Below are 12,284 nucleotides of genomic sequence, written 5' to 3'. Positions count from 1 at the left end.
TCGCGAGTCTACTGACCGGGCGGTTCAGCCTCCGAGGCGCTGTGCGAGGCAGAGCAGATCTGCCCAGTGCGGCACCCGTCCGTCGAAGCCTGGGAGGGGGACGTGGAGCGGCCGGGTCCGGCGGTGCCCCCGGCCGTACGGTCACCGTGGGTGAGGGCGGCGATGCGGTGGGCCGCGTCCATGGCGGCTTCCCGGTCGGCGGCCGAGAAGCGGACCGCGGAGGCCGAGGCCCGCATCGAGGAGCAGTTTGCCGCTGCTCGTTGGCTGACCTGGAAATGGAACACGGCGGCGCGGTCCCGAGGCATCCCATTGGTCAGGACGTCCTCGGTCTGCGGGCCGATGCCGCCCACCGCTGGAAGCGGGCGAAGATGCCCTCCCCGCTTCAGCAGCGACTCCGCGACCAGGACGGACATCTGCGTCTCGTCAGTGCCTCGCCGGGGTCCCAGCCGCCGCCTCCGCACATCTCACCACCGGCATCAGGTGCGGGCAGCCGTTCAGAGAAAGCTCCCGGGGGATCGAACTCGAAAGAGCCGCCCAGCGCGTCACCCACCACCGAGCCGACGACCGCGCCGGCGACCCGCTCAATCCACCTCATCCGCGCGGGCAATCTGTGCCGCACCGACAGCCGCGCAGCCCGTGCCGTCTACGGCAATGAGACCTGCACCCCTGACAGTGGGATTCAGCCCCACCTGGCGACCTTTCGGGCATGGTGGGGGAGTGGAGCTGGCGCCGGCCAAGCCTGCGCGGCATGCTGATCCGACGCGTTGGGCCGGCGGGGGGCAGGGATAGAGCAACGGGGGCGGGGAGAACCACATTGCTAGTCTGGGTGAACGGTGCTTTCGGCAGCGGGAAGACCACGCTGGTGGACGAGCTGCGTCCGCGCTGGCCCGAGGCGCTCGTCTATGACCCCGAGATGGTCGGCTATGTCCTGCGGGAGATCGTTGAGGTGCCGACCGGTGATTTTCAGGACCTCAGGCTATGGCGGCGGGAAGTCGCCAGCTTGGCGGTGGGCCTGGTCGAGGAGTACCACCGTCCTGTTCTGGTCCCCATGACCCTGGTCGATCGCGGGTACGCCGGTGAGATCTTCAGCGCGCTGACTGGCAGAGGCATCGACGTTCACCACTTCTTCCTCAAGGTCCCCCGAGAAACCCTGGAGAAGCGGATCGACGGCCGGAGACTCACCCCGGATATCCCCGAGCAGGACGAGCGGGTCCGGCGCTGGTGCAAGGACAGGATCGAACAGTGCATGGCCGCGGCCGACATCCTGCCCAGTGACACCGTGTTCCTGGACGGCGAGCTGACGCCGCAGGAATTGGCCGATCAGGTACTGGCTCGGGTTCGAGCCGGTGGCCCGTCCGGGGCCTGATCTCATCTCCTGAGCGGCGAGAATGCGGCCCGGGGGGGACTGCTGACCGATCGGCGGCCCGTTCGCGAAGTCCGCCGTTCTCCGCTGCGGTTGGCCGAGAGCGGCAGAAGCATTCGAAGGCGACTCGGCGAGGTGTGCCCGGCTCGCCAGATCGGTAGGTGTGCGGGGCAGGGGGGATGCTGTTGTTGCAGCTGCAGCAGCGTGCAAAATGGCAACTATCGGTGGGGGTACATGGTGTCCTGGAGACAGGATGGCGCCTTCCAGGCACTTCGCGTCGGCGCAGTCGCTCTCGTCCAGGATGCAGTGGTTGAACCTTCCGCAACGGATCGACAGGTGCGCGTATGACCAGGGGACTGGCCCGCACGCTTGCGGACCCATCTCGCGCAACGCCTCGCGGCGCAGCTGCTCCGGCAATTTGCTGATCAGCTTGCCGACCAGACCGGCGCGACTCCGCTCGCACACGCCGGTGTGCACATCGCGGTAGTTGCGGGTCCGCGGCCTGAAGGGCCGGGTACGGGGGATGTGCCCTCAGACCCGGCCCTGTTCGTCACTGCAGGCGTTCGGCGGTGAGGAAGGTGCTGTACGCGATCACGGAATAGGGCCGTACTTTGAGCTCGCCGGGGTCGCCGAGGAGTTGCTCCTCGTAGGCGAGGAGGTCGCCGTTGGCCGGATCGAAGATGAGCGTGCGCTTGTTGGGCAGTCCGCCGAACCGGCCCGTCAGAGAGAACGCCTCACCGCTGCGGCCGGCTCGGTCCTTCACCGTTCCCGTATAGACGACGCCGCGTTCCGAGGCCAGGACCCGCAGGACGGCGGCCCGTTGCGGGGGCGAGAAGACGTGGTCCTGGAAGCGTTCCGGCAGCACCTCGTAGAGAAGCCCGGGGCCCATGTGCTGGCCGTTGGCGAGCCACTTGCGCATGCCCTCGACCGTGGCGGGCGGCTCACTCGCACCGACAGAGTCAGGGCTGCTCGTGCCGCTGTAGTGAACCGGTTCCTCGCCCAATGATCCGGCCTTCTGCCACACCTCGCGCTGGTGGACGTTCCTGAACTGGGGCGGCAGTGACGTCACTTTCCAGTGAGAGGAGCCGTCGGACTTCTCCCACGTCTCGCGGTGCTCTGGAATGACCGCGGAGGTGACCTGCATGTTGTCGATGAGGGTCGACAGACTCCACCCGTCGCGTACGAAGTGTTCGGTCTTCCACGTGGCGGGCCGGTCGTCGGCCTGGCCGGAGACGCGGTCGGCGATCGCTTCCAGCATGTCGGCGGCCGGCTGATCTGTCTGCTGCAGATGCAGTGGGGCGGGAGTGACCGCCATGGCCGGCTGAGCGGCGACACCGAACGGGTCCACGACGTACCCGATCACCCCGGCGGTGACCGCGGCCGCCGTGACCGCCCACCCCCAGCGTCGCCGCGCCGTGGGCCGGCGCGCGTCGGCGGTGTGTTGCATGTCCGCGACGATCTGGTCGAGCTGGGACTGGCTTGCCGGCTTCCCGGTGCGGACCGGGTTCATCGAGCGCAGGGCCTGGTCGATGTCATGCATCGGCACTCCCGAGGGGCGTCAGAGCCGGCTGCGCCGGGCTGGTGCTGGTGGCGGTGAGGTGCCGGCGCAGGCGAGTTCGGGCTCGGTGCAGCCGGACATGGAAGGCGGCCGTCGTACAGCCGAGAACCTTCGCCGCCCGGCGGGCCGGCAACTCCTCCCACAGAGCGAGCCGGAGTACCTCCCTGTCCTCTTCGCGCAGCGCGTCGAAGGCGGCGGCGACCGCCATGCTCCCTGTCACCCCGTCGGCCGGGTCTTCGGCGTAATGCCTGCCGTGCCCAGCGGCGGCATCGGCCAGGTTCACCCGCCTTTGATCGGCTCGCCGCGCGTTGGCCATCAGACGACGTGCCGTCGCGTACAGCCACGGCAGGACCGCCCCACGCGGTACTTCCTCCAACCGCCGCCAGGCGGTCGTGAAAACCTCCGCCACGACGTCGTCGACCGCATGCGAGCTGTCCAGACGCCGGCGTACATACGCGTCCACGGCCGCGTGGTGTGCGCGGTACAGCTCCGTGAAACGCTGTTCACTTGATGTGTTCACATCCCCTCCAGCTGCGTATGTGTCCGGCACGCAGCCATCCTTACAGGGTGGGTCGAAAGAGGTTTCACGCTCAGCCGGTCGCCTGCTCCTCCTGCGGCCGGCTCCGGACCTGCGCGCGCAGGGTGGCGGGCAAGCCGTTCTGCCAGAGTTGCTGTCCCCGCCCTACGGGCCCATGCGCACGCTCTCTCCACGACCGTCCTGTCCACGCCTACTGACCGATGGGCCCGTCTGCAAACACTGCTGCGCGGCAGTGCGCGTACGCCCCGGTGCCTGCGTTCAGTGCGAAGAGCGACGTCCACTCACCGGGTCCACCGAATCAGGGGCCGGCATCTGCGGACCCTGCGCCGGAGTCGATCTCACCTACGCGTGCCAGCGCTGCGGCACAAGCGACAGGATCTTCCGCGAGCAGTCGTGCGCCCGTTGCTTCGCCACGAAACAACTGGCCGAAGCTCTCGGTGCACAAGGCCAATCGGTCCGCGCAACGGCAGAACCTGAGACCACCACGAGATGGGTCGGTCATAGCGCCTCGGCGCACTCGTCGACGAACGCGCAAAGCTGACGAATAAGACTCAAGTAGAAGGGGGCGGGGTCCGAGCCGCCCTGCATGTGAGGTGCATCCTGGAGCCACTGCTGCCACAGACCACCCGGTTCCCGGAAGCGGTCGGCTTGACCACGTCCAAGGTTCAGGTCGATGAACTGGAGAGCGCCCATGACGACGGTTTGGTCGTATCCGAGGTCAGGGCGACGGAGGTAGCGATCAAGATAGGCGGCGAGCAGATCAGCGTCGCGCGCCGTTCCGAAGCTGGCTAGGGTCACGCAGTAGGCCAGCCCTGCACAGCAGACCTCGCTAGCCAGCAGGAGTTCCCCGAGGCGCTCACGGAACTCGGTCCGGCGGGAGATGGCTGCGAGCCAAGCCGCAGTTCTGCGTTCGCGCCAGCCGCCCTCAAGAAGCTTGGCGATCTCATCTGCGGTGATGAGTCCCGCGTCCTCACGGAGATCTCGCGTGAATCGGTCGTACTCAGGACTTTGCATGCGTAGCAAGCTGCCTCCGAGCTTCATGTAGCGCCGCTCGGGCGTGACATAGCGGCGCACCAGGGCCAGCAATTCGGCATCGTCTTGGGGATGGCGTATCACACGGCCAATCTTGCCTTGCGATGACGGAGCACTTTGTCACCATTGCTATGAGCGGCCAAGCCGGCCCTGCAGGCTCCGCGGCCAGACTCGCAGGATCACGGTCCGTGTCACCGATACCCGGCCCGACACCTGCGACCGCTACTACCGCGGCCCCATCGGCGAGTGTGTCGTCTGCGGCCGGCGCCGCCACGGGGCCCGGGGCAGCCAGCAGGGATGGGCTTTCCACTGCCGCTCCTGCCGGCCTCGACCGTCGCGTCGTTGTGACGACTGCGGCGCGACCAGACAGGTCGAGGCGATCTGGCCGCTCGGAACCCTCTGCGGCACCTGCACCAGCGGTGCAAGTGCAACCCCGAAACACGCTCGCAGTGCGGCACCACCCCGCGTCCTGGTCGGCAGCACCCCGGACGGCCATGGCCTCTGTGGGCCTTGCGCCGGCCGGCCGGACATCGACTCTGCCTGTCGCCGATGCGGCATCCCCGACGACATCTACGCCAACAGCAACTGCACCCGCTGTGTCCTCACCGATCAGGTTCACGACCTCCTCAGCGTCGAAGGCGGCACGATCGCCCCACGACTTCTCCCGCTCGCCGAAGCCCTCATCGCGGTGGAGAACGCCTGATCGATCCTCGACTGGCTGCGACGGGAGAACTCCGGCGCGAAGATGTTGCCCCAATTCGCCACCCGTCAGGACGAGATCACCCACGAGGTCCTGGTCTCGGTGCCGCAGGACGCGGTCACCCGCTACGTCCGCGCGGTCCTGGTTGCCACCGGCGTCCTGCCCCGTCGGCAGGAGTACTTCGCCCGGCTGGAACTCTGGCTCGACAGCGTGCTGGGACAACTTCCGACGCACCAAGCCCGGATCATCCGCCCAGTCGCCGAGTGGCACGTCGTTCACGATGCGCGGCGCCGCGCGGAGCGAGGCCGCTACGCAGCCGGCTCCGCGTCCGCCGACCGTATCGACGTCCGCGTCGCCATCGAGTTCCTCACCTGGCTCGATGACCACCAGCCTGCCCTCGCCACCGTCGCTCAGGAGGACCTCGACCTCTGGCTCACCGCCCATCCCGCCCGGCGCCGGAGCCTCTCCTCCTTCATCCGCTGGAAGGTCGCGCGCCGCCTCACCGCGAAGCTCCCCGTCCCTCCCAAGCACCACAGCCTGCCCGCGAACTTCCTCACCGAGGACGAGCACGGCGAACAGCTCCGCCGTTGCCTCAACAACGACACGCTGCCAGTCGAAGTACGCATCGTCGGTGCCCTGGTCCGGCTCTACGCCCTGCCCATCACCCGCGTCGTCGAGCTGACCACCGAGCGGTTCGATCGCGAAGAGGACGGCGCCTGCTTCACATTCGACCGAAACCCCGTCCTGCTGCCCCCAAACTCGCCCACCCGATCGAGCAACAGATCACCCGAGATGAAGCAGCACGGCCCCCCCGTCCTCGCCGTCCGCAACACGGCCATGCTCGAACGGTGAGCGAGCTGCCGCCCATTGTCGTCAGCGACCTGTTCGGCGTCTCCGCCAGCAACGCTCACACCCGGGGCCGGCTTCGCACAGGACAGCTGGGCCGACTACCTCGCGGCATGCCAAGAGGACGGATTGGCCCGAGCCCGATCCGTGGGCATCGTCCGGCCCGGCCACTTCAGATTCGGTGCGCCGTTGCCACCACGGCAGGTGCTGTGGAGCGAACGGGTCATTGACTGTTCTACAGAGGATGCGGGCGTCGACGGGGTCCAGTGCGGCTCGTAGTTCTCGTCGTCCCCGGGACCGAAGGTTACGGGGACGGCCGGCCCGCAGAGCCCAGTGTCGGAACGCGAGTGCGACATCACCGCTGGGCAAGCCTCGGCCGCGCTCGAATGTGGCGATTTGACGGTTTGCTGACGCAGACAGTCCCGGCATGACGGTTCGTCTGTCGTGCCTGGTGTCCCGAAGCGGCAGTTGGGACCTGATCTCGCCCGGTGTTCGGCGCGGCATGTGGACTTGCGGAAGATGCCGGTGCTGGCAGGTCTTCGAACGCTAGCGGAGCCGTCAACGATCACCAAGGTCCCACCTGAAGGCAGAAGCTCGATGGTGCGCTTGTTCTGTCCCGGTCGGGGTCACGCTGTGTCCGCTGTGTGACCCCGACGCCTCGGGCTGGACGACGACGAGGACGGAGACGGAGCGGAGGACTGACAGCGATGACCGTGGCTCCGATGTCCCGACGTCGGCGACGTATGCCACCGACATAGGGAAGGGCTCCCCGCCGGGTCGACCGGCGCGGAGCCCTTCGTTCAGGTTGTGCAGTGGCGCTCCAGGGGATCAGCTCAGCCGCGGCCGTCGCACGCCTTGCAGTCGCCACTGCCCCGGCAGCTGTCACACTTCCACACTCCCCGGTAGCCGGAGCCGTCACAGGTAGTGCACTTTCCGTTGCCCTTGCAGCGCTGGCACTTGTTCCACATGGTGAGTCCTCTTTTCGATGTCTTGGGCGTTTGGATGGCCAGTAGGCGGCGGGGTCACAGGTTGACGGTGCCGCCCCACCCAGCCTTGGGCAGCAGGTCGTTGTAGTAGTGGTTCGGGGTCAGGGAGATGCCGTAGGGCTTGGGGTCGGGCAGGTGCCGGCTGTTGTTCAACCAGGGACTGTAGGCGTGGAAAATGTCCACGCTTTTGGTCAGGCAGTTGTTGCGGGCCAGGTTGTAGCCGTTCTTCGCGCTCGTGCTGGCCGCCCTCTGCGCCTTGGCCACGTTGGCGGAGGGCGTGTTCAGGCACCTGTACTTCACATAGGCCTGGTTGCCGGTGCGGCGGGTCTTGAAGTTGTGGAGCATCCGGTTCCAGGAGCCGTTCTGGATGAAGGTGACCTTGGGCTGGCCGGTGTCGCCCTCGGTGGCGCCGTAGGTCCAGGTCTTGCTGCTGTTACGGAGCGCCCAGCCGATGTGCCCGAGCGGGCGGAGACGACCCTTGGGACCGTCCAGGTCGACGGAGTTGGGCGCCAGCACGAGGCACACCCGGCCGCCTGCGGCGGCCTCGGCCGGGGCGGTCAGCGTGGTGACGGTCCCCGTGGCGAGCACGGCCGCGGCCGCAGCCGCCGCGAAGGCGCTTCTGATCTTGCCCATGGTGATGGTTCTCCTGTTCTTGTCAGGCCCCGGTGACCGGGGCGGCGGCCGGCCGTTCCGCGCCGCCGGAACCGAATCTCCCGGAGTCGGCCGGGGAGATCACCAGTGCAAGAGGGGCGGGGATTTGCAGCGCAACTTGCAGCTCCGTAACCTGCTGCTTCTCCGTTGCACCGCAATGGGAAGTCCCTCGGAGGGGAGCCGTTGATGGGGGAGCAGCTAGAGGATCTGGCGCATCGCCTGGTGCAGGCTCTGGACGCGTGGGCGGCGTGCGTGGGAGAGCCGACCGAGAAGGGGAAGCCGAAGCGCACGACTCTGGTGGCCGCACTGGAGAAGGAACGGCAGACACCGGCCTGGCAGTCCCGTAAGAAGATCGACGAGCCGCTGCTGTCGTACTGGCTGAAGGGGCGCGACCAACTGCAGCCCGGTATCAAGCACAATCGGCTGCCCAGCGTCGAGGACTGTGAAGCCATCGCCCGGGCGCTGAAGGAGAAGGCTCCTCAGAACGCCCATCAGCTTCCGAGGATCGGCCGGGAGATCGCCGACCTGGCGCGCAGCCTTCGGGAAGCAGAAGGGCCGGGCTGGCGGAACCGGGTCCTGGCGAGCGTCACCGGCCAGACTGGTGAACCTGTCGAGTCGTCCGAGCCGCACGCGCTCGCAAAGCCCGCTGAACCTGCCGAACCCGCCGAGCCGGACGGGGCCGTCGAACCTGCCGAAGCGGACGGGGCCGTCGAACCTGCCGAAGCGGACGGGGGCGCCGGTCAGGCCGAACCCGTTGAATCGGCCAGGACGGCCGGACCGGTCGCAGGCGCCGAGCACACGGCTGGGAGGCGTACCTGGAAGAACGAACGGGTCTGGGCAGGAGCGGCCGCGGCCATAGGGGTGGTCGGTGCGATCGCGCTGATCGTGCGGCCGGGTGGTGGAGAGTCGTCCTCGGCCGGTCAGAAGCCGAACGGGTCTGCGTCGCCGAGCGCGACGGGGGTTCACCTGGCCAAGCCGGGGCCGGCCGCCTCAACCGAGCCCGGCGGCATGGAGGGCAACCACCGGTGTGGAAAGGCCCGGAGTGCGGGCGCGGTGTCGTGGACGCCATGCACACTCGTCACCAAGGACAGGGCGATGTCTTTCCTAGTTCAGTTTACGAACACCTCGGGCAAGCCAGTCACAGTGAAGGCGAAGCTCGCCTACGTCCAGGCCGCAGTGGAGCAGACATGCCCCGACCCGTGGGGAACGGCGGTGAAAGTCACCATCCCCGCCAAGGCGACGAGGACCAGCCCGCTAGACGCGTGCACCGCTTCGTTGACGTCGGCTCAAGCATTCCAGGCAAAGGTCTGGGTGGTACCCGATGGCACAGCACAGTGGGGGTATCGCGAGCACTCGCCTACGCTGCACGTGCAGGACAACGGCACTCCGGTGTGGGCTGACGAAGCGTGACGACTTGAACATGGCATGACCCGGCGCTGCGCTCGTACCAAACTCGGCCGGCCCGTACGGGCGGTCGTGATACCCGTCCTGGCGGTAAGACTGGGCCTGGTCATGGCCGCATGCTCCGGCCCGTCCGATTCGGCATCCCCCTCCGCACACCCGTCGGTGTCCTCGTCGGCCGTACCATCCACTACCGGCTCCGCATCTTCATCCGCTCCTGCCTATGCGGCAGTCTTTGAGGCGGGATACACAGTGGGAAAGCGCCTCTTCCACGAAGGCGGCAAGGGAAGTGCCGTCCGTGAGGTGAACGGCGGCTGCGTACGCCGCTCACTGACGGCAAGGCCGTCGGCGCTGGTGGCCCAGGACCGCGGCGCGCGGGTAATGGGTTGCAAGCAGGGCGTCGGCAGCGGCGCTCCCCGTCCTCCGGACGGCCCTGTCACCCGTCGCGAAAACGCCCCTGACCTGCGTGGCCGCTTCCGGGACTGGGCCGCGGACAACGGCGCTGCCGACACCGCGCGCCACGTCGAGCGGGTCACCCTCGTACACCTCGGGACCAGTGAGTACGACGTCGAGCTGTCCACCACATACTCCACCACCGATGCCACCAGTGCCTCCCGCCACCTTGCCGAACAAGTTCGCGATCTGGTGGGACGGTGACGGCGTCGCGTGCAACCTCATCGTCACCGACGCGGGCGGGCGCCGACTGGCCGACCGTCACCTGTGACACGCGAATTTCCTTCCGTGCGTCGCAGGCCGCTGGGCCCGCCACACTCGTCGGAGCCCTCGTCCCCGTCGTGGTGTCGCTGGCCACCGAGCCGAGCGCCGGGCGGCCACCGCGCAGCGGCCGCACCAGGACGTGACCACCAGGACGTGGGCTCGCGAGGCCGAGAGGGAGCAGGTCCGCGCCCGGCAGCCGGCAGTGCAGGCTGGTGCCGAAGCCGAAGCCGAAGCCGAAGCCGAAGCCGAAGCCGAAGCCGAAGCCGAAGCCGAAGCCGAAGCCGCAGGCCGCTGCCCCGGCCGCGCCCGTGCCGCCGGTCGTCGTGCCAGCACCGCGTCCGGTCGTCGCGCCCGCCCCGGCCGTTGACGACATCGACCGGGAGCAGGAGCTTGTCCTCGATAACCTGAATGGCGAGCGGATCCGCGATTGGCGGGTCCGCTCGCTGAAATACCCGCAGCTGGTGTTCGCCCACATCGACCGGTACGGCGAGACGTCTGCAAGGAGACTGTTCACCAGCCGCCTGGTGGACCAGGTGCAGTGCCTGTCCGGACTCAAGCACTTGAACCTCGGCTACATCCCGTGGGGGCAGGCACGAGCGACGGGGAGATGTCCGGAGTCGACAGACCCGGAGCACGGAGCCGCACCAATTCCCCATTCTTGCCCGGTTTCACCGACTGGTGTGCAGAAGGTTGAGTCGGGTGGGGACGAGGCCGTGCCCTCCTCTGGCCGGAAGCCGCCCATGGCGGGCCAGGAGACGGCGCAAAGGGATGGGTGCCGGTTCCGTCGTGTGAAGCTGCGGTCGAGCAGCGCTGCATGTCCTTTCATCGTAGCTATACGAGGACAGGGCATTGCAGCCAGCGATCAGATCTTGCCTATCGCTTGCCTGACGGAAGGTGCGATTCAGCTCCACTTTCACAGGTTGAGCTCAGAAAAATTGCAGATCACCCGCCGCATTCTCCATTGTGCTCGATGGTTCCGCTGTGCGTCGCGCTTTTGGCCAACCATTCTCCGTGCGGTGCAAGAATCGTGAACTGTGTGCCTACTGTGACTCCTGCGCTTGCTGATTCAGGCACGCCGACAGCAACTTCGCAACGGCGCTGCCAGAGGGGCGTTCCACATGCACCACGCAATTTAGCCTGTGCGCTGTCCGTCGCACGAACCGGCGCTACATCCCTGAGCCCGGTACGGCGAGCCGGCGACTAGGGCGATCCGGCCGAGCCCCTCGACCGGGAGCGTGCCGTACCCACTGTCCGAGATTGCCCGTGCCAGATCCGAAAACTTAGACCAGGGAGGGAAATCCTCGCATGCCTGCCACCCGCAAACCCGCACTCTGCATCGCTACAACGGCTGCTGCGCTTGCAGCCTTCGGTCTCGTCTCACCGCGAGCATCCGCTGCGAACAACCCCACACCACTCACTGACCCCATCCATGCGGCGGCGCTGGCGCACAAGCTCGGCGACGACCGAACGGGCGGCGTGTACTTAGAGAAAGGGCGTCCAGTAGTCGCGGTTACCGACCAGGACGCTGCGCAGACCGTCCGGGATGCCGGCGGGGTCCCGAAGCTGGTGACTCACAGTGCGGCCGAACTTGCGTCCATCCACGGCAAGCTCAACAAGCTGGGGAACATACCCAATACGGCATGGGGGATCGAGGCCAGAACCAACCAGGTGAACGTCGAGATCTTCGACGGGGTGTCCGCCGCCCACCGGGCCCGCATCGAGAAGGTCGCGGCGGCTCACCCGGGAGCGATTCGCATCGATCGAATCAGGGGCAAGCTCACCTTCAAGGCCACCGACCTCCGAGGTGGCAATGGCATTACCTCCGAGGGTTGGCGGTGCACCGCCGGCTTCAATGTCGTGAACTCGTCGGGGACGAAGTACATGCTCACCGCTGGCCACTGCGTGCCGGGTACCGGAAGCGTTTGGTACACCGCCTGGAACAACACCAGGATCGGCACCCAGACCGCGTACAACTTCGGAACCGGCACCGGGGGCCACTGTGACGGCGAGACTCTCGGCTGCGACTGGGCCACCGTCAAGGCGGATGGACCCGACATCAATCCCCTCGGGATGGTCCGCTACGCGACTGGCGACTACCGTCAGATCACGAACTCCCGCTACGCGATGGAAGACGAAGAGATAGACCGCCTCGGAGACTCCAGTAAGGACATGACGGGCAACATCACCAAGACGAGTACGACCGTCCACATAGAAGGCAAGACCCTTTACGGCATGTACGAGGCGAACGTCTGCGCTTTGCCTGGCGACAGCGGCGGACCCGCGCTCCACGGGAAAACAGCACTGGGCCTTCTCTCCGGCGGCACCGACGAGTCGGTGTGCAACTCCTCCTCCACCGGCAGCTACCGGAACTATTTCACGCCGGTGCAGAGAGTGCTGAACGACCGCGGTCTCCACGTCTACTGACAGCGGGCCGCCACAACCGGGGAACCTGCCCTGGCCCTGCGCCGTCTCAAAGACGGGACAGCCCGCCG

At 67.3% G+C, this 12,284-nt stretch carries 11 protein-coding genes; 6 read left to right on the top strand and 5 right to left on the bottom strand.

Going from position 1 to position 12,284, the window contains the following annotated elements:
• Positions 1-8: 8 nt before the first annotated feature.
• Entirely contained in the window at positions 9-413 is a 405-nt protein-coding gene (locus ACF073_RS35470; RefSeq protein WP_392075601.1) for an ADP-ribosylglycohydrolase family protein, read from the bottom strand.
• 401 nt (positions 414-814) lie between these two features.
• Between ACF073_RS35470 and ACF073_RS35465 the strand changes: the two genes are divergently transcribed.
• Entirely contained in the window at positions 815-1,366 is a 552-nt protein-coding gene (locus tag ACF073_RS35465) for an AAA family ATPase (RefSeq protein ID WP_392075600.1), read from the top strand.
• Between the two features lie 547 nt (positions 1,367-1,913).
• Here the strand turns inward: ACF073_RS35465 and ACF073_RS35460 are convergent.
• The 3 genes from ACF073_RS35460 to ACF073_RS35450 all read right to left on the bottom strand — a co-directional run bounded on the left by ACF073_RS35460 (position 1,914) and on the right by ACF073_RS35450 (position 4,575).
• Positions 1,914-2,903 carry a CU044_5270 family protein gene (locus ACF073_RS35460; protein WP_392075599.1) on the bottom strand — a complete coding sequence of 330 codons (990 nt, stop codon included), beginning with the start codon at positions 2,901-2,903 and terminating at the stop codon, positions 1,914-1,916.
• Positions 2,896-3,441 (bottom strand): RNA polymerase sigma factor, encoded by a 546-nt coding sequence (locus tag ACF073_RS35455; protein WP_392075598.1) that lies wholly within the window; start codon positions 3,439-3,441, stop codon positions 2,896-2,898. Before ACF073_RS35455 ends, ACF073_RS35460 begins: the two co-directional genes overlap by 8 nt.
• Positions 3,442-3,957: 516 nt before the next feature.
• A complete protein-coding gene (locus ACF073_RS35450; protein ID WP_392075597.1) occupies positions 3,958-4,575 on the bottom strand; it encodes a DUF6000 family protein in 618 nt (205 codons plus the stop codon).
• A gap of 661 nt (positions 4,576-5,236) precedes the next feature.
• Here ACF073_RS35450 and ACF073_RS35445 point away from each other — a divergent pair.
• Positions 5,237-6,043 (top strand): hypothetical protein, encoded by an 807-nt coding sequence (locus tag ACF073_RS35445; RefSeq protein WP_392075595.1) that lies wholly within the window; start codon positions 5,237-5,239, stop codon positions 6,041-6,043.
• 1,016 nt (positions 6,044-7,059) lie between these two features.
• On the opposite strand, the gene ACF073_RS35440 is transcribed toward ACF073_RS35445, so the two are convergent.
• Positions 7,060-7,656, bottom strand: a complete 597-nt coding sequence (locus tag ACF073_RS35440) for a hypothetical protein (RefSeq protein WP_392075594.1) — start codon at positions 7,654-7,656, stop codon at positions 7,060-7,062.
• A gap of 204 nt (positions 7,657-7,860) precedes the next feature.
• Here ACF073_RS35440 and ACF073_RS35435 point away from each other — a divergent pair, with 204 nt between their 5' ends.
• From ACF073_RS35435 to ACF073_RS35420, 4 genes are all read left to right on the top strand, one after another.
• Positions 7,861-9,084 carry a hypothetical protein gene (locus ACF073_RS35435; RefSeq protein WP_392075593.1) on the top strand — a complete coding sequence of 408 codons (1,224 nt, stop codon included), beginning with the start codon at positions 7,861-7,863 and terminating at the stop codon, positions 9,082-9,084.
• A gap of 243 nt (positions 9,085-9,327) precedes the next feature.
• Entirely contained in the window at positions 9,328-9,732 is a 405-nt protein-coding gene (locus tag ACF073_RS35430; RefSeq protein WP_392075591.1) for a hypothetical protein, read from the top strand.
• Positions 9,733-10,004: 272 nt separating this feature from the next.
• Positions 10,005-10,823: a hypothetical protein gene (locus ACF073_RS35425; RefSeq protein WP_392075590.1), complete on the top strand. Its 819-nt coding sequence runs from the start codon at positions 10,005-10,007 to the stop codon at positions 10,821-10,823.
• A gap of 274 nt (positions 10,824-11,097) precedes the next feature.
• Entirely contained in the window at positions 11,098-12,216 is a 1,119-nt protein-coding gene (locus tag ACF073_RS35420; RefSeq protein ID WP_392075589.1) for a S1 family peptidase, read from the top strand.
• Positions 12,217-12,284: the final 68 nt, after the last annotated feature.

The sequence above is a fragment of the Streptomyces sp. NPDC015171 genome (genome assembly GCF_043079545.1).
Classification (GTDB): domain Bacteria; phylum Actinomycetota; class Actinomycetes; order Streptomycetales; family Streptomycetaceae; genus Streptomyces.
The sequence above is the reverse complement of the archived record's forward strand: the minus strand, read 5'-3'. Positions and strand labels throughout refer to the sequence as shown.